The organism is Myxococcales bacterium, assembly GCA_016699535.1.
GTDB lineage: Bacteria > Myxococcota_A > Polyangia > Polyangiales.
The window spans coordinates 3,806,083-3,822,929 of record CP064980.1 but is presented as its reverse complement, the minus strand read 5'-3'; the positions used below and the strand labels follow the sequence as shown (position 1 = coordinate 3,822,929).

The 16,847-nt window shown below is 50.5% G+C and carries 15 protein-coding genes; 10 read left to right on the top strand and 5 right to left on the bottom strand.

Annotation, left to right across the window (positions count from 1 at the left end; translation table 11 throughout):
• Positions 1-1,812, top strand: coding sequence for an N-acetylglutaminylglutamine synthetase (ngg, locus tag IPJ88_18010; GenBank protein ID QQR90023.1), 1,812 nt, complete (start codon positions 1-3; stop codon positions 1,810-1,812).
• A gap of 157 nt (positions 1,813-1,969) precedes the next feature.
• Here ngg and IPJ88_18005 read toward each other — a convergent pair whose 3' ends face one another.
• Entirely contained in the window at positions 1,970-2,791 is an 822-nt protein-coding gene (locus IPJ88_18005) for a hypothetical protein (GenBank protein QQR90022.1), read from the bottom strand.
• A gap of 412 nt (positions 2,792-3,203) precedes the next feature.
• Here IPJ88_18005 and hisG point away from each other — a divergent pair, with 412 nt between their 5' ends.
• The 6 genes from hisG to hisD are packed head-to-tail and all read left to right on the top strand — an operon-like array spanning position 3,204 to position 9,712.
• Positions 3,204-4,082 carry an ATP phosphoribosyltransferase gene (hisG, locus tag IPJ88_18000; GenBank protein ID QQR90021.1) on the top strand — a complete coding sequence of 293 codons (879 nt, stop codon included), beginning with the start codon at positions 3,204-3,206 and terminating at the stop codon, positions 4,080-4,082.
• A gap of 9 nt (positions 4,083-4,091) precedes the next feature.
• On the top strand, positions 4,092-5,819 hold the full coding sequence (gene hisB / locus IPJ88_17995) for an imidazoleglycerol-phosphate dehydratase HisB (protein ID QQR90020.1): 1,728 nt from the start codon (positions 4,092-4,094) through the stop codon (positions 5,817-5,819).
• Positions 5,816-6,424 (top strand): imidazole glycerol phosphate synthase subunit HisH, encoded by a 609-nt coding sequence (gene hisH / locus IPJ88_17990; GenBank protein QQR90019.1) that lies wholly within the window; start codon positions 5,816-5,818, stop codon positions 6,422-6,424. The genes hisB and hisH overlap by 4 nt, the downstream gene beginning before the upstream one ends.
• Complete coding sequence (hisF, locus tag IPJ88_17985) at positions 6,418-7,173, top strand: imidazole glycerol phosphate synthase subunit HisF (protein ID QQR90018.1); 756 nt, start codon at positions 6,418-6,420, stop codon at positions 7,171-7,173. The genes hisH and hisF overlap by 7 nt, the downstream gene beginning before the upstream one ends.
• Entirely contained in the window at positions 7,170-8,444 is a 1,275-nt protein-coding gene (gene hisE / locus IPJ88_17980; protein QQR90017.1) for a phosphoribosyl-ATP diphosphatase, read from the top strand. The genes hisF and hisE overlap by 4 nt, the downstream gene beginning before the upstream one ends.
• Entirely contained in the window at positions 8,441-9,712 is a 1,272-nt protein-coding gene (gene hisD, locus IPJ88_17975) for a histidinol dehydrogenase (protein QQR90016.1), read from the top strand. Before hisE ends, hisD begins: the two co-directional genes overlap by 4 nt.
• 73 nt (positions 9,713-9,785) lie before the next feature.
• Here the strand turns inward: hisD and IPJ88_17970 are convergent, their stop codons facing one another.
• The 4 genes from IPJ88_17970 to IPJ88_17955 are packed head-to-tail and all read right to left on the bottom strand — an operon-like array spanning position 9,786 to position 13,966.
• On the bottom strand, positions 9,786-10,205 hold the full coding sequence (locus IPJ88_17970) for a hypothetical protein (protein ID QQR90015.1): 420 nt from the start codon (positions 10,203-10,205) through the stop codon (positions 9,786-9,788).
• Positions 10,206-10,237: 32 nt separating this feature from the next.
• The gene (locus tag IPJ88_17965; protein QQR90014.1) at positions 10,238-12,004 is read right to left on the bottom strand and encodes a serine/threonine protein kinase; all 1,767 of its coding nucleotides are present in this window, start codon (positions 12,002-12,004) and stop codon (positions 10,238-10,240) included.
• The gene (locus IPJ88_17960; GenBank protein ID QQR90013.1) at positions 12,001-12,615 is read right to left on the bottom strand and encodes a hypothetical protein; all 615 of its coding nucleotides are present in this window, start codon (positions 12,613-12,615) and stop codon (positions 12,001-12,003) included. The genes IPJ88_17965 and IPJ88_17960 overlap by 4 nt, the downstream gene beginning before the upstream one ends.
• Positions 12,587-13,966, bottom strand: coding sequence for a hypothetical protein (locus tag IPJ88_17955; protein QQR90012.1), 1,380 nt, complete (start codon positions 13,964-13,966; stop codon positions 12,587-12,589). The genes IPJ88_17960 and IPJ88_17955 overlap by 29 nt, the downstream gene beginning before the upstream one ends.
• A 330-nt stretch (positions 13,967-14,296) precedes the next feature.
• Here IPJ88_17955 and IPJ88_17950 point away from each other — a divergent pair, with 330 nt between their 5' ends.
• The 3 genes from IPJ88_17950 to IPJ88_17940 all read left to right on the top strand — a co-directional run bounded on the left by IPJ88_17950 (position 14,297) and on the right by IPJ88_17940 (position 16,833).
• Positions 14,297-15,058, top strand: coding sequence for a hypothetical protein (locus IPJ88_17950; GenBank protein QQR90011.1), 762 nt, complete (start codon positions 14,297-14,299; stop codon positions 15,056-15,058).
• A gap of 13 nt (positions 15,059-15,071) precedes the next feature.
• Positions 15,072-15,791 (top strand): hypothetical protein, encoded by a 720-nt coding sequence (locus IPJ88_17945; GenBank protein ID QQR90010.1) that lies wholly within the window; start codon positions 15,072-15,074, stop codon positions 15,789-15,791.
• A gap of 400 nt (positions 15,792-16,191) precedes the next feature.
• Entirely contained in the window at positions 16,192-16,833 is a 642-nt protein-coding gene (locus IPJ88_17940; GenBank protein QQR90009.1) for a hypothetical protein, read from the top strand.
• Positions 16,834-16,847 lie beyond the last annotated feature (14 nt).

The following is a 16,847-nucleotide window of genomic DNA, read 5'->3' as shown; positions in this document are numbered from 1 at the left end:
ATGACGCATCATGACGACAAGGTTCCGCAATACGATACTGTGTCAGCATCGGATTTGACTAAGGCCGAATCCTCTCAAGAGCAGAATGGTCGGCATAAACCCGTTGACCCCGCCGAAGATGTATCGCTTGCAAGCTGGGTCAAACCGAGCGACTCGTACCTCGAGCAGATGAAACGCAATGCCGTCCTTGAGTGTGGCTGGGGGCGATTGTTGTTTGGCCAAAGCTTTTCTGATAGCGCGGAGCTTGCCGAATGTCTGCTGAAGGAACGACATGGCAAGCGTGATTTGGCACTCTACATCCGCGATCCACACGTGATACTTGCGCAAGCTCCGCAACGTTTGTTTTTGGATCCATCGCATACCTTTCGTTTGGATTTGTTGAATTACGGGCCTGTAAGTCAGCCTGCGAGTATCACCATTCGAGCTATTGAAAAAAAGCGAGACGTGAGAGAAATTAATCGACTGTTTCACTTGCGCAATATGGTCTGTGTTGATGAAGATTTCGTTTGGGAACAACGCCATTCGAAACAACTGCACTATCTGCTAGCCGTGAATCCGGAGGGAGAAGTCATCGGTGTTGTCACCGGGGTCGACCATCAAGCGGTGTTTCAAGATCCAGAAGCAGGAAGCAGCCTTTGGACTTTAGCCGTCGATTCGCAGACACCCGTTCCTGGCGTTGGGCACACGCTTGTGACAGCACTTGCTACGAAGTTTAAAGAACTTGGACGGCACTACATGGATCTTAGTGTGCTTGCAGACAACAGTTCGGCGATTGCTTTGTATGAAAAGATGGGGTTTTACCGAGTGCCGGTGTTTTGTATCAAGCACAAACACAACCCAGTGAATGAACGTTTGTTTGTTGAACCTGACAGGGTTCAAACCTTGAATCCCTATGCTGAAATTATTGCAAACGAAGCGAGGCGCCGCGGTGTGAATGTCGAAGTACTTGATGCCGATCGCAATCATCTTCGTCTAACTTACGGTAGTCGCTCGGTTGTGTGCTGGGAATCGCTGAGCGAGCTGACCTCTTCCATCGCTATGGTGCGATGCTCTGATAAAAGCCTTACCTCAAAGCTCCTCGGTGAAGCTGGGCTGTCTGTACCCGAGCAACGCGTGGTAACGGAGCTTGAACCTGCTTTGGAGTTTCTCCATCATCATAAACAGGTGGTGGTTAAACCTTTGCACGGAGAACAAGGCGCAGGTGTGTCCGTGGGCGTTTCAGATGCAGCGGCCTTGGAACACGCCATTCGGAATGCTCGTTTGGTTCATGAAAAAATTATTGTTGAACGCTACGTCCAAGGCGACGACCTACGCATCATCGTGATTGACAACAAAGTAGTTGCTGCCGCCATACGCAAGCCGCCTCAAGTCATCGGCACGGGCAAACACACCGTGGGGGAGCTTATTGAAAAACTGTCTCGTCGTCGTAAAGCAGCGACTCACGGCGAGAGCAAAGTCCTCGTGGACCACGAAACACTCCGTTGTCTTTCCGAGCAAACGCTTAGCTTAAAAAGTGTGATTGAAAAAAACCGTCTTGTTACCGTGCGTAAAACCGCCAACCTTCACACCGGCGGCACCATTCATGATGTTACACCCCTGCTTCATCCAAGCCTTGCAGATGCGGCAGTGAAGGCTGCTCGAGCACTAAGTATTCCTGTTGTCGGTTTGGATTTTCTTGTCGAAGCGCCCAAGAAAGCCCAATATGTCATTATTGAAGCCAACGAACGTCCAGGCCTTGCCAACCATGAACCACAGCCGACTGCAGAACGCTTCCTGGATTTTCTTTTTCCGATGAGTGTATCCAAGCATTAGTGTTCGCTTAAAAAATCCTGAGCCATTCGGCTTGTTCTTTGCTCTGTTACCTGCGTTGCCATTCCTTGAATTATCAAGGGATAGTCCTGCGTCATGGCGCCTTGGTAGCGGAACAAAGCCCGGCGCCTCGGTGGTTCAGGATTTTCTTAAGCGAACACTAGTGCGGCAAATCGACGCGCTGCCAGATGCGGACTTGTTTGTCTCCGTCGCGACTCTCGAAGACCCATACCCAAAGCTCGCCACTCTCTGCTTTGAAATACAAGTCGGTGTACTCGGGTCTGCCAAGTAGTCCAGAATGAAGGGAGTGAGCGGCTCCAACAAATTGCATGTCTTGGGCGGCTTCGGGCCGAATAACGTGCAGCCATTGACGCAATTGCGTTCCATCAAAGCGCGGCAGTTCAGGAACTTGGTAGGCCCAAGCCCAAATTTCACCTTCGTCATCTTCGAAATACAGATCCGAGTATTCGGCAAACGATTCAGGTGCCGCGTGCGCGGCTGCTACAAACTTCATCCCTTGAGCAAGCTCGGGCCATGTCAACTGGAGCCATCGTCTTGTTTGCGGGTAGGGTGAGCCGACGGATGCTGCCCACACGTAAATGACGCCGTCTTCTTCAAAATACATGTCAGAAAAATTGGCTTCAGCTCTGAATTGCGAATGAATGGCATGCGCTGCGCCAACGAACTGCATGCCAATTGCTTGCTCTGGCCAAATAAAGCGTAGCCATTTGCGGTCCCGCGAGCCTTCGTGGTTGTGTGACCAAATCCAAATTTGCTCATTTGCGTCTTGGAAATACAAGTCGGAGTATTCGTACTTGGACAAGGGAGATGCGTGAGCTGCATCCATGAAAGTCAGGTCTTCAATGCTTAGCGGATCGCGATGAATTTCTTCGACAACGATATCCTGTGTTGAAGCAGCACACCCTTGAAAAAGACTGAGCATTGCGCCAAAAAGCAACGAACCAAACACCTTGTGAATCATGCATCCTCTGACTTAGAGCTATGCATGACTAAAGCACAGAAACAACGAACTTCAAGTGATGGGAGGCCAATCCGCTCGGATCGTAGCTGGAACGCGGAGCTTGTTCTCTGTTAAACCGAAAAAATAGGGGAATATTCAAAGCGAAGAAATCGCCCTTAACAATTATCGGCTTGACTGAGAGGGCTCTTGGCATTAAACCATCCGTCATGTTGCTAGTGGTAACATTCGCGGCGGCGCATCATCATCACCGGGTTTTTGGCCGGGTTATGGGGTGATGTGCCTTGCGCATGAACTGATAACGCCGGCTTTTGGGTCGGCGTTTTTCGTTTAAACACTGTAAAAACGCCGCTTCAAAGGCAGGGTTAAAGGGGGCGCCTGCGTGGCCCGATAGTGTGGTATAGGAGAGCGGCAAATGACACAAAACTCAATAAAAACAACTTCTCTGCGACTGGCGTTGCCCAAAGGCCGCATGTCCGAAGGCGTACGTGGTCTGCTGGCCGATGCGGGTATTCGTTTGCGCATTGGTGAGCGCGGCTACCGGCCCAGTATTTCCATGCCAGGTTTTGAATGCAAGATTCTAAAACCGCAAACTATCATCGAGATGCTGCATGCCGGATCCCGCGATATTGGTTTCGCAGGGGCCGACTGGGTTGCTGAGCTTGGCGCAAACCTTGTTGATCTTTTAGATACTGGATTTGATCCCGTGCGTCTCGTTGCAGCGGCACCTTCGGGGCTTATTCGCGATGGCAAACTACCCAATCAATCGCTGGTAGTAGCTTCGGAGTATCCGAAACTGACCCAAGCTTGGATGAAGAAACAGCCAATGCCAATGAAGTTTGTGCGCTCCTATGGCGCTACCGAGGTTTTCCCGCCGGAAGATGCCGACTGCATCATTGATATTACCCAATCTGGCGATACGCTTCGTGCCAATGGTTTGCACATTGTAGATGAACTCATGCTTTCTTCGACCAGGCTTTACGCGAACCCCGATGCGTTGAAGGTTCCGGAAAAGAAACAAGCGATTGATAATTTTGTTTTGCTGCTTCGTTCAGTCATCGAGGCTCGAGGCCGTGTGATGGTCGAACTCAACGTCTCAGAAGCCAATCTTGAGCGGCTGATCGAGATCCTGCCTTGCATGCGTGAACCCACCATGGCGCGTTTGCACGGTGATGCAGGCTATGCTGTGCGCGCTGCCGTGCCTAAAAAAGATCTTCCTACATTGATACCCGAACTGAAACAACGCGGTGGCACTGACATTGTGGTGACACGTTTAAACCAAATCGTACCGTAGGATAACACCATGAAAAACGAAACTGTGGGCCCAAAACCATTAAAACGTATCGAACAACTCAGCGTTTACCGACCCGGTTCAGCGCCAAACAAGGATATCCTGCGACTGGATACCAATGAAAGCCTGTACGCACCGGCTGAACTCATGCAGTTGCTTGCGAGTGCCGATCCAGAGCTTATCAATCGCTATCCGAATGCAGCCGAGCTTGAAAGCACACTGGCCCAGCACTTTGGTTTAAAAAACGACCAAGTCCTTGTGACCTGCGGCGCGGACGATGCGTTGTTTCGCACCTTTTTGGCCATGCTGGATCCTGAAAGAGAAGTGATTCTCCCTCAGCCTGGCTTTGAAATGCTTGACCGCTACGCGCAAATTACAGGTGCCACCACTCACATTGTTCCTTGGCTCGAGGGAGCTTATCCGACCGAAGAAGTGTTAAGTAAGGTCAATGAAAGAACTGCACTGATCGTCGTTGTTTCTCCAAACAATCCCACCGGTGGCACGATTAAGGTCAATGAACTACGTCGAATTTCAGAAGCGGCGCCGCATGCCTTGATTCTGCTTGATTTGGCTTACACCGAATTCGCTGATGAAGATCTCACACCCACCGGCCTTAGTCTTCCCAACGTAATTCTTATTCGCACCCTTTCAAAAGGCTGGGGTCTTGCGGGTTTGCGTGTGGGCTATGCGATGGGAAAAACGCAAATCGTCGATTGGCTTCGCGCTGTCGGAAGCCCCTATCCAGTCTCGCGCATCTCACTTTTTCTTGCCCACTACTATCTTACCCAAAGTGGCGAAAATGTGCTGCAAGCCCAGGTAAGTCGCGTAAGGCACGAGCGCGAATCGCTCAATCAGCTTTTGGCTGGCTACGGATTGGATATCCAACCTTCGCAAGGCAACTTTGTGTTTGTAAAAACACCCCGTGCTCAAGAGATCTACGAAAAGCTTCTTGAGCAAAAAGTGAGCGTGCGTTTTTTCAAAACCAGGCCTCAGCTCAAGCACTACCTTCGCATTACTTGTCCAGGTAACGAGCAAGCTTATGCAAGACTTGAAACCGCATTTCGACTGGTGCTTGGTGGAAACGAGCAAGCAAAACCAGCGTCACCGATCAAAGAGAAAAACATTGAGCCCGCGAAAATGCAAAGCAAAAAGCTTGATGGTCGTAGCGCGGAAATAAAGCGAGTGACCAAAGAAACCCAAATCACAGTGCGCGTTGATATAGACGGCCAAGGGAAGTCTCAAGTCCAAAGTGGTATTGGCTTTTTGGATCACATGCTGAGCGCTTTGGCGAAGCACAGCGGCATGAATATTTCGCTGAGTTGTGTGGGTGATCTTGAAGTCGACGATCATCACAGTTCTGAAGATTGTGCGCTGGCCTTGGGCGCAGCCATCGACCAAGCTTTGGGCGAGCGCCGCGGCATTCACCGTTTTGGTTACGCCTACGCTCCGCTTGATGAAGCTATGGCCCGTGCCGTGGTAGATTTTTCAGGCAGACCCTTTGCGCAAATCAGCTTAGGGCTTGGCCGAGAAAAGATTGGTGGCTGGGCCACGGAGAATATGGGACATTTTTTTGAGTCATTGGCCACTGCTGCCAAAGCGACACTCCATGTTAATCTACTCACTGGCTTCAATGATCATCACCGTATTGAAGCGGCATTCAAGGCCCTTGCCTTGGCTCTGCGTGAGGCAGTCGCTCGGCGTGAAGGTGGCGAGATTCCAAGCACGAAAGGTGTGTTGTGAGTGTTGAAGTTGTTGATACTCGTTGTGCAAACATAGCTTCCATGATCAGCGCCTTGGGTCGACAAGGCGCCGAAGCGCGGCTGTGCCAAGATGCAGAAACAATCCGCAAGGCCAAGCAAGTGGTGCTGCCGGGCGTTGGAACCTTTGGGGCGGCGATGAGCAGGCTAAAAGAGCTCTCACTCATCGAAGCACTGAAGGAACGTATCTTGAAAGGTGCGCCCACCTTATGTGTGTGCGTTGGTTTTCAAGTTTTGTTTGAGCAAAGTGAAGAGTCTTCAAAGGTGGCGGGCTTGGGCGTTTTTCCTGGTAAGATCATTCATTTTCCAACTTCGGTGAGAGTTCCACAATTTGGTTGGAATCGCATTCACCCTCAGCAAAACGACGGCATGCTCAAGGAGGGCTATGCCTATTTTGCAAACTCCTATTGCGCTACTCAAGCGCCCGAGCACTGGGCCTATGCCAAAGCACACCATGGCATGGACTTTATAGCGGCCATTGAAAAGGGCGCGGTGCTTGGATGCCAATTTCATCCTGAGCTTTCGAGCGCCTTTGGTTTGGAGCTTCTTTCGCGCTGGTTAGAAAGCTCCCGGGAGCAAGCATGTTAACCGTACGCATTATTCCCTGCCTAGACGTCAATGCCGGTCGCGTTGTCAAAGGCGTAAAGTTTTCCGGACTACGCGATGCAGGCTCGCCGTCTGAGCTTTCTGCTCTTTACGAAGCGCAAGGTGCAGATGAGCTCGTGATGTTAGATGTTTCGGCTACGCCTGAGGGACGGGGCACGCAAGTGGAAACAATTAAGGACATCCGTGCGAATATGGCATTGCCACTTACGGTCGGCGGCGGCGTGCGTTCTCTTAGCGATGCCGAAGGCCTGCTGGCCGCGGGCGCCGATAAAGTAAGCGTCAACACAGCCGCTGTGTTGCGCCCAGAAATTCTAAGCGAGCTTTCAAATCAGTTTGGACGACAATGTACAGTCCTTGCAATTGATGCCGCGAAAAAAAGCGATGACGTTTGGGAAGTGGTGGTTCACTCCGGCAAAGAGCGCACCGGTGGCGATGCGATAGCATGGGCCAAGCGCGCCGAAGAACTCGGGGTAGGCGAGATACTGCTCACCAGTTGGGATCGTGACGGCACGCGTTCAGGTTACGATCTGGAGCTTATGCAAGCGCTAAGTTCTGCGGTGGGCATTCCTGTGATTGCATCCGGCGGCGCAGCAAGTTCAGCGCATATGATTGATGCGCTCAAAGCTGGCGCCGATGCTGTGCTTGCGGCTTCTATCTTTCAGGACGGTGAATATACCGTTGGACAAATTAAAGCGGAGCTACGTGATGCGGGGCTTAAGGTGCGTTTATGATTATTCCTTCGATTGATTTAATGAATGGCCATGCTGTTCAGCTTGTGGGCGGAAAAAAACTCAAAATCGATGCAGGCGATCCGCGCCCCATAGCGAGAAAATTTCGTTTAGCAGGAGAGATAGCATGCATTGATCTCGATGCAGCGATGAGTCAAGGATCGAACGAATCGATTATCAAGGACTTGCTTGGCATGGCCCGGTGTCGTGTGGGCGGCGGTATTCGCAGCGAAGAGACAGCCCGCATGTGGCTTGATGCAGGCGCATCTAAAATTATTTTAGGCACAGCGGCTGTTCCTGAGCTTTTGAGAAAGTTTCCCAAAGGGCGTTTGATGGCCGCGCTGGATGCCGTTGACGGGGAAATCGTTGTTGAAGGTTGGAAAAAGAAGACTGGCGTGCGCATCGAAGAGCGTCTTTCAGAGCTTGCGCCTTACGTGGGTGGTTTTTTAATTACCATGGTCGAGAGGGAAGGGCGCTTAGGAGGAGCGAATCTCGAGTATGCAAAAAAGCTAATCGATGCTGCGCGAGGTTCAGAAATAACGATTGCGGGTGGCGTGAGCAGTCCTGCGGAAATCGCCGAACTTGATGCCCTTGGTGCTGATGCTCAGGTGGGCATGGCGCTTTATGCAAACAAGATGTCACTTGCAGCGGCCATTGCAGCACCGCTCAAGAGTGATCGAGCGGATGGCCTTTGGCCGACTGTTGTTGTTTCGGAACATGGCGATGCTTTAGGGTTAGCTTATTCGAGCGCAGAAAGTCTCGAGCAAGCCGTAGAGAGCCAAAGCGGAGTGTATCATTCGCGCAAACGTGGGCTGTGGAAAAAAGGTGAGACTTCCGGTGCAACGCAAGAGCTTTTGTCGGTAGACCTCGATTGTGATCGCGATGCATTGCGCTTTGTCGTGCGTCAAGCGGGCGCGGGGTTTTGCCACAAGGATACACACAGCTGTTGGGGCGATGCACATGGACTTGTTTCGCTGACTCAAGTTCTTAAAGAACGTATGCTGCAGGCTCCCGAGGGCTCATACACCAAACGGCTCTTTGGCGATGCCAAGCTGCTCAATGCTAAGATTTTAGAAGAAGCCGGGGAACTGACCGAGGCGACAGAATTGGCAGAAATTGTCCATGAGATTGCCGATGTTGTCTATTTTTCGATGGTAAAAATGACAAAACATGGAATTGACCTTTCCCAGATCGAGGCCGAATTAGATCGCCGTGCGCTTGTGCTGACGCGTCGTCCGGGCGACGCTAAAATAAAAACCAAGGACGAAGAATGACGGAATGGCTCAAACGCGCAACGCCCGAGCAGCTAAGCCAGCAACGCCTCGATCTGGTGGACCCGAAAACACTCCAAAGTGTATCGGCAATCATGGAGGAAGTGCGCAAGGGCGGTGATGAGGCCGTAAGGAAGTACGCCCTTCGTTTTGGCGACTTGCAAGCGGATGATGCTTTGGTGATCTCACGAGCAGAACTTGAACAGGCCTTGAAACATATCAGTGCGAATGAACGCGCTTTGCTTGAGCGTACGGCTGCACGCATTCAAGCCTTCGCTGACCTTCAACGTCATGCGATTAAGGAAGTAAGCACTCGTGTGCCGGGCGGAACAGCTGGTCATAGTGTAAGTCCGATGGATAGCGCCGGCTGCTACGCTCCTGCCGGCAGGCATCCTCTGCCCTCATCGGTGCTTATGACAGCCATTACCGCGCGGGTAGCAGGGGTAAAGCAAGTCTGGGTCGCTTCGCCTAAACCTTCTGTTTTAACCAAGGCTGCGGCGGCCATTGCGGGTGCTGATGCTCTGCTTGCTGTGGGCGGCGCTCAAGCCATTGCTGCTTTGGCTTACGGAACTCAAAGCGTCCCACGATGCGATGCGATTGTCGGTCCTGGCAACCGTTGGGTTACCGCAGCGAAGAAACTCGCCTCAGGACAAGTTGCCATTGATATGCTGGCTGGGCCTTCGGAGCTCGTCGTACTGGCCGATCGCTCCTCAAGTCCGCAGCTACTTGCTGCTGATTTGCTTGCGCAAGCTGAACACGACTCTGATGCGCAAGTCATTCTTGTTAGTTTAGATGAAGCGATTTTTGATGAAGTGAATCGGGAGCTCGGCGTGCAGCTCCGGGATTTGCCGACTGCAGAGACAGCCAAACAGGCGCTTTCGCATAGTTTTTCTGTGTTGGCCAAAGATGAAGCACAGGCCATCGAGATTTGTGACGCGCTTGCGCCAGAGCATTTGCAGCTGTCTGTTCGAGATCCTGAACCCTACCGAAAGAAACTACGTCACTACGGTGCCTTGTTTAGTGGCATTGCCGGAGCCGAAGTCTTTGGTGATTACGGCGCAGGCCCCAATCACGTATTGCCCACTTCGGGCACCGCACGCATCACCGGAGGTTTGTCGGTCTTAAACTTCTTGCGGGTTCGCACTTGGCTTCACTTGGATGACACCCGCGGCGTCGCCACCCTTGCTAAAGATGCGACTGATTTTGCTCGGCTCGAAGGCCTCGAAGCCCACGCCCGTGCGGCCGAGCTTCGTTATCAAAACTCGCGATAATAGCTTTGGGGATCCAATGCGCTTTTTAACTTCAGCAGAATTTTTCTCCATCTCGCATCAACGCGTGCTCCGATTAAATGCAGCCGTCTTGGCCTTGACATAGCAGCCCTTGCGGGCAGACATCGCTGTCCAGCAAGACAAAACGGGAAAAGTCCACCTCTTGCAGGGTGATCTCAATTGCACCGCTGGCCCGTGCGTTCACAGGAACGCAACCGAAGTGCTCTGGGGTGCAGTCTGGGCCGCGTCCTATGCCAACTGCGATCAAGCTTTCATCGGGAAGCTCTCCAATTTCGTAAGACTCATCGATAAAGAAATTTTGGCGATACAGTTCACCCTCAAAGGGGTCGTTGGCGAAATACGCTTCGGCGGTTGGACAAAGCTCTGCCTCAATAATAACTAGCTCATAGGAGATAGGATAGCGCCCTTCTGGGAACAAGGAGACGGGGATATGAACCTCCTCGGTGCTTGTGCAAGAAGCAAAACAAGTTGACACAAAAAAAAGGAACACAAGAAGTATCTTTTCCATCATAGGTTCTCATTGAACGACAAGGTTTGTCCCGGTTTGCTTTTTGCGTGGAGCGTTTTGGTTGCGCCCACTCCTTCTGCTTGCAACTCAATCACCAAGGGGCCAGAAGGAACTTTGTGCTTAATTAGAGGAGTTTGTCCTGCAAGCTGTCCATTAATTTTTACAGTGGCCCATGGTCGACTAAGGATGTTGACAAAAGCCTGACCTTGGCGAGTTGTCACTTGAGATTTTTGTTTGGCATCCTGGGGCTTCAGTGGAACCAGAGTATAACGAAGCTTTGTGTTTCCTTCGTCAAGATCAAAGCTCGCTTGCTTTTCTTGGAAGCCTTCGAGTCTCAGATTTAGTTGATGCCTTCCCGTGTTAAGGTGCTTGACGGATAAGGGGGTGTTTCCGGGTTGCTTGATCTGATCAATGGTGACCTCGGCTCCGCTTGGTTCACTTTGCAGGTAGACCGTGCCATAGAGATGTTTTGAAACTGGCTTTTGTTCAAAAAAAGAACTGGCAAACAGAGCTATTACTCCCATGAGCAAGACCGCCAGCACTGCAAGCTGCAGGGTCTTTCCTTTTCCTTCATTTTGCACGTTTTGCTCTTCGAGTGTTTCTGAGGCGCGTGTCGTGTCCTTAAGTGTTGGAGCTGATCGAAGATGGGAAATAGGAGCATCTGCTTCGACAGAGAGGGCAGTCACTCCGGAGGCCGTGGTCATTTGCGAACTCCGAACTCGAAGGTCGTCCTTGATTTGGCGCTCGTCTTCAAACATTTTATTCATCTGTTGAGAGAGCACTACGCCGTCAACTTTATGGGTACGCTTGTGTAAAAACCGGTTGAGCTCTTCTTCCATCGCTTGCGCGTGCGCAAAACGGTCGCCGGGCTCTTTGGCTAAGGCGCGTAATAAGATACTTACCAGATCCTGGGGGAGATCCGGCCGAAATTGTTTGGGATCAGGAATCTCGGCTTTGGCTACCTTCATCAAGATCTCGCCATCCGTTTTTCCTTGAAACAAGCGGCTACCGATTAAAGATTCCCAGAGAACTGCCCCCAATGCAAAAACGTCCGCACGACGATCCATGTCGAGCCCGAGTACTTGCTCTGGTGCCATGTATGGGCTTTTGCCCTTGATACCTCCGGTGCGTGTTTTCGAAATTCGGTTAATGGCGTGTGCTACGCCAAAGTCCGTAATCTTCACTTCGCCGCCATAGGTAATAAATATGTTCTGAGGTGAAATGTCACGATGGACAAGTTCTAGCTTTTGTCCTGCTGAGTTTTTTGCTTCATGGGCGTAGTGCAGGCCTCGAGCAGCTTGAGCAACAATGAAAGCAGCTAACTCAACATCAAGCATCGCACCGTTTTCGTTGAGCTTGTTTAGCAACGAAGCTAGGTGCTCACCGTTAAGGTATTCCATCGTCAGGTAGTATTCTTCACCCTGCATGCCAAGATCGTAGACTTGCGCAACATTGGGATGGTGAATCGATGCCGCAATCCGTGCTTCATCCAAAAACATGTTGATATAGGTCGGATCCCCTACGAATTTAGGATGGATACGTTTTAGCGCAACCCATTTCTCAAAGCCGCCAGGCCCGGTTTTGCGAGCCAAATACACTTGTCCCATTCCACCAACGCCCAACAGCTCAACGAGTTCATAGCCTCCAATGGTGTGTTTTTCTGTCCACGAAAGACGAGTGAGTCTGTTTTGCTCCTCCTCGTTTGGTACCGAATGCCGTTCTTGAACTGAAGCGCGACGTTCAGCGACTGTTTTACGATCACTCATGGTGGATTTTCTACCCTCGGTGCATCAAAGACATAGCTCTGCTTGGTGTCAGACAATGCGACAAGCAAAATGATGGTTGTGGCGACTGCCAACACAGCCCCGGTTCCGATCCAAAACCAAGGACTTTGAAACCAGTTTGATTCCGATTCGTATGGCTTTTCGAGCACTAATTCTGGTGGATGAATCTCTTGCGTGGAGGCGCTCATTGCAGCGTCTTTAGGGGTTATCTTAGGGGCAGTCTCTTCGCTCTTGGCTTCAAAAAAAATGGCACGCAGTGAGGGGCTCAGTTCTGGAGGAGCCTCAAGTTGTGGGTTAAGGGCGAAAGCTTTCTTAAATGCGGATTTTGCTTCCTGCGCTTCTCCGCGAGCACCGCGTAAAATTCCGATATGCAAATGGATCGCGACGAGCTCTTCATCGGAGTACGGTGATTCTTTTTTTGCTGATTCAAAGAGTTGAAGAGCGAGGTCGAGTTTTCCTTCATCGTAGGCTTGTTGTGCAAGATCGATGCTGCGGCTTTGTTGCGCATGTGAAATCGATGCATTCAGGCTCACGGCCAGCGTGGCGACAAGTGCTATCGAGCGCTTAACGTGAAAAGATATTTGCGTTTCCATTGCTCGCATCCAAGATTAGAAGACTTCCGTAGCTTGTGACAAAAACCCAGTCAGGGTTAAGATGATGAGGAAGAAGTAGACCTGTCATTTCAGGTTCCTTCACCGGGTCGTTGTCCATTAAAGCAACAGAGCTTCGGTCGAGAGCTTTGGCAGGCGTAGCAAAGTCCGGTATAGTATAAGCAAGCCAGGGTTGGGGCAGTGGATTAATCGGATTATCAAATCCATGCCAAGTCCAAAGCCGGCTGCTAAGAGCACTGTAAGCCATTGACTCTTGTCCAAGCCTATCACCATTGCCAACAGTGGTAGAATTTTCGATCCAGTACGAAACAAGTGCGCGACTACCGTCGCTCAGCCGTATTTGAAAAAGTTTTTGAGCGTGACCCGCGAGCCACCAAACATATCCATTGTTAAAGGCGAGTGCGTCCGCACTGTATTCGATGGGTATGCCCGCACCGGTATCAGTGGTGGTTACACTTCCAGAAAAACTAATCACGGCGCAGGAGTTGTCGCTCGTATCGAAACTTACTAAGCCGCGAGCTTGCTCTGTGCTGTTTTCACGAACGGTAAAATATAAAGTGTGGCTGCCGTCGGATATCATGGGTGTTGGGCTGACGATGACGTTGGAAATACCATCGCAGGTCCAGTCTGTTGCAGCGTTGGGCACGCCGCTGGTTCCACCATCTGTTTCCGCAGGCCAAAGCAAAGTCCTCGTCCCGGTATTGGGATCGATGCTTACGATATAGTGTTCCAGTTCGTAAGTCGGCGGAATTCCAGCAATCGTGATGCGTCGCTGTCCTACGGCAAACCAGGAGCTTGCTCCGGGCTGCACGCTTTGGAAGTTGTCAAAAGCATCGCCACTTCCAATTTGCGTTAAACCGTTTACGGCATCGTCATAGCTACCTGATATGAATTTTCTTTCACCAGTGACAGTATCTACAGTCGCAATAACACCTAGATCGGGTGCTCCGTTGGTATTGATCAGGGCCGATAGAACAAGCTGCTCATTGGCGGAATCTAAAAAGCCGTCGGTGAAGGTTGGATTGTCTCCCAGGCCAAAGTGAACGGCGGACTCCGCACCGACGCTTCCATATGCGACAGTCTCGGGATCACGACAAACATCCGCCGTGTTGCTGGTATCAAGGCAGTTTTCAAACTGAAGAACGGGGATGGGATTGCCTGCATCATCGATGGGGTTGAACACATCAAAGGCTCCATCTTGGCCGTTTGATGAGTCCAGATCGTTTCCGGCATCATTGCTATCTTTTGGTTTCTTCCCACTACAACCAAGCAAAGCTGCGCCAATAAAAAAAACACAAAACCATTGTCGCACAAGCTTTGGAGCTTGATTCATGACACCCTCTCATATGGTAGGCAAAGGTATGAAAGCAAGGTCATCACGCCTTGATGCCATTAAGATTATCAGATGCTGACTTAGGTAGCAAATCTTCACTGCCTACTGAGCCGTGCAGTTTTCGTTCCCAAGTTTTTACAAACAGCGTGCGAAGAAAACGCGCTTCACTGCTTTTTGCTCCGGGTCTTTTTTCTTTTGTTCCTCTCGTTTTTCGTTTTGGCTTTTTTTGATTCCTTAGGGCTTTGTTTGTCGTTCAAATAGCTTTGACCGCTGCAGGCTCTAAATGCGAAAGCCAATGCTTCATCTATTTATTTCTGAGGAGAGAAGCACATGCGACGTACGATTTCGGTAATGACAATGGCCATCGCGGCAGTGGTTGCAGCTGCAACTGTTGCAGCTGCACAAGAGACGAGTCCTTCAAACGAATCGCCTAGCAGTGATCATCTTTCGGTGGTCGGGCGAGTAGGATTGGGATATTTTGGTTTCCAGCGCATCCCCTTTGCGCGTTTTGAAGGGACTGCTCAAGGCGTAGCCTTGGATCCTGCTGATGATTTGATTGCGCCTACCTTAGGGTTTCGCTATTGGGTGAACCCCTCGCTCGGCGTAGAAGCGGGGATGGCTCTTCAGTTTTCAAGCGGACAAAAAGAAGTTGCTATCGATCGCACGATCAGCGACACCAACGATCCGAGTACATGGGGAGTTGGATTGCATGCAGGCCTACCTTTAGCGCTTAGCTATAGCCGCCATTACAAATTTCTTGTGATTCCTGAGGTGAACTTTGCAGTGGCAGGCGGAAGTGTCAACGATAAGAACCTCAATCCGAGCATGTCTGGTATGCTGTTTGAGATGGGCGCACGTGCAGGTGCAGAGGTCCACTTTGGCTTTATCGGAATTCCAGAACTTTCTCTACAAGGCACGATCGGATTGCACATGCGCTATGCAAGTGCGTCGATTGAAACGACCACGGACAATCCTGGAGACGATGACATTGTCACAAAGGTAAGTTCTCATAATTTGGGATTAACCACATCGATACAAGATGAGCCGTGGGATATTTTTACCGGCAACATCTCGGCGATTTACTATTTTTAATCGGGGAAAACACATGCGTAAGTTAATAAAGATAACATCAAGTTTGTTTTGCCTCATTCTCGGCTTGGCTTGTGGTAGTGGACCGGCTTATCGGCCTGCACCCAACTACGATGCCCAAGCCGAAGAGGATGGCCAAACGACAGCTTTAGTTTCCGAGCAAAAAGCCGATACTGACGAAGGGTTGGCAGTGTCGCCGATTTCAGTAGGCAAGACGGTAGGCATGCCCCAAAATTGCATTCGACGTGTTTTACGGGTGTTGCAAGTTCGACGCAGCGACATTTGGCACTATCACAGTGTTAAAGTAAAAAGCGCAGAGCTTTCGGACTGCCGACCTCACGAGGCACGGCCCGTAGCAAACGCTATTGCTAAAAACATTCGCAAGATGCTGCCTGACGTGGATGGGGGAGACTCTCTCCGGAGAATTAGCAAAAAATGGCAATACGACTACAAGGTTGCGCAGAGCCCCGAAGAGCAAGAAGCGCTTGAGCAGCGTTACGTTTTGGTGGAGCATATTGAAAGGCGCCCAGCCGTAGAGGCGTTGGCATTGCTCAAGCGCAGTGTGATGGAGCATCAAAAAGAGACGACTGATTCTGATACTCTTGCGCAACAGCCTATTGTGATAGAGCTTGAAGAGCAGTCCATTGCGCCAAACGCTGAAAAAAGTCCAGGGAACATAGACAGCGAAGCTCAGCCCGTCATGCAGCCTGTGGTGATTGAGGCTTCTGAGGACTAGGAGAGTTCCTGGTGCCCGATGAGTCACATTGCACCGTAGAGAATTTAGACACGCCAAATGCTTGCATCGCGTTTGGCGTGTCTTCTGGGTTGTTGTGTTCTTTTCCTAGTATCCGCGAGACTATAACCCGTCAGGTAGACGAGGGGCTTTGAACAAGCCACTGCTAAGAAAATGTGCGCGAAGTCATTAGAGGACTGTTCCGTTGCAGGGGTGTGCTTAGGAAGGTAGGCCGTTTTGTTGGGGTCTGGAGATTCCTCAGGTGGGTATAAGTAACCCAATGTAGTTTGGTGTATGCTAATAACATACACCAAAGCATGCTAATTGTACGATTTTTTCCAAATGATTTCAATAAGAATACATTTGCATACATGTAGGCACGGTCTTTGCTTATGGCCGTAGCATGGAAAACACAAGTTTTAGAAATCCCTACTATCGATGTTCGAAAATCGACCAAAATACCTTTGAGCACCTACTGCGGTGTTTTGCCATGGATCTGACGGCCACAGCGACCGCCGCGTTAGTGGGGGTAAGCATTCGGTCAACGAACCAACTGTTCATCCGCTTGCGTGAAGCCATCGCACGCCAGAGTGAACTTATGCGTCACGGCCAGCACATGCAGTCCATCCGGCTTAGACGTGCAGCAGAAAAGTACAGTGCACGTCCGATGCTATTTGGTATCCACAGTGAGGATGGAAGAATTTATACCGATGTGATTTGTGATACACACCACGCTTCGTTGCTGAGCTTGATTCGCGGTGAAATCACATTGGAGCAATTGCGGTATTCGGCGTGTCTAGGGAATCACGAAGCTATTGTCGATACCGTACAAAATAAGCTTTATCGTATTCGTCGAATCCAGGAACACTCTGATGCAATACCGTTTCGAATCAGCTTGGTCGAAAGCTTTTGGGGCTATTCGAAGCATCGTGTGAGTAAGTTTCATGAATTTCACAGAAGACCTATTGCTTGCATCTCAAAGAAAGCGAGTATCGTTTCAACCATCGCAAAGATGAGCTCTTTCGCGAGTTGCAGACTCTACTAAGAAGACACCCTCTA

Coding starts and splice junctions, on each gene's coding strand:
- IPJ88_17950 (QQR90011.1), top strand. CDS start 14,297: ATGCGACGTACGATTTCGGTAATGACAATGGCCATCGCGGCAGTGGTT.
- IPJ88_17940 (QQR90009.1), top strand. CDS start 16,192: ATGGAAAACACAAGTTTTAGAAATCCCTACTATCGATGTTCGAAAATC.
- hisF (QQR90018.1), top strand. CDS start 6,418: ATGTTAACCGTACGCATTATTCCCTGCCTAGACGTCAATGCCGGTCGC.
- hisD (QQR90016.1), top strand. CDS start 8,441: ATGACGGAATGGCTCAAACGCGCAACGCCCGAGCAGCTAAGCCAGCAA.
- IPJ88_17945 (QQR90010.1), top strand. CDS start 15,072: ATGCGTAAGTTAATAAAGATAACATCAAGTTTGTTTTGCCTCATTCTC.
- ngg (QQR90023.1), top strand. CDS start 1: ATGACGCATCATGACGACAAGGTTCCGCAATACGATACTGTGTCAGCA.
- IPJ88_17960 (QQR90013.1), bottom strand. CDS start 12,615: ATGGAAACGCAAATATCTTTTCACGTTAAGCGCTCGATAGCACTTGTC.
- hisG (QQR90021.1), top strand. CDS start 3,204: ATGACACAAAACTCAATAAAAACAACTTCTCTGCGACTGGCGTTGCCC.
- IPJ88_18005 (QQR90022.1), bottom strand. CDS start 2,791: ATGATTCACAAGGTGTTTGGTTCGTTGCTTTTTGGCGCAATGCTCAGT.
- IPJ88_17965 (QQR90014.1), bottom strand. CDS start 12,004: ATGAGTGATCGTAAAACAGTCGCTGAACGTCGCGCTTCAGTTCAAGAA.
- hisE (QQR90017.1), top strand. CDS start 7,170: ATGATTATTCCTTCGATTGATTTAATGAATGGCCATGCTGTTCAGCTT.
- hisB (QQR90020.1), top strand. CDS start 4,092: ATGAAAAACGAAACTGTGGGCCCAAAACCATTAAAACGTATCGAACAA.
- IPJ88_17955 (QQR90012.1), bottom strand. CDS start 13,966: ATGAATCAAGCTCCAAAGCTTGTGCGACAATGGTTTTGTGTTTTTTTT.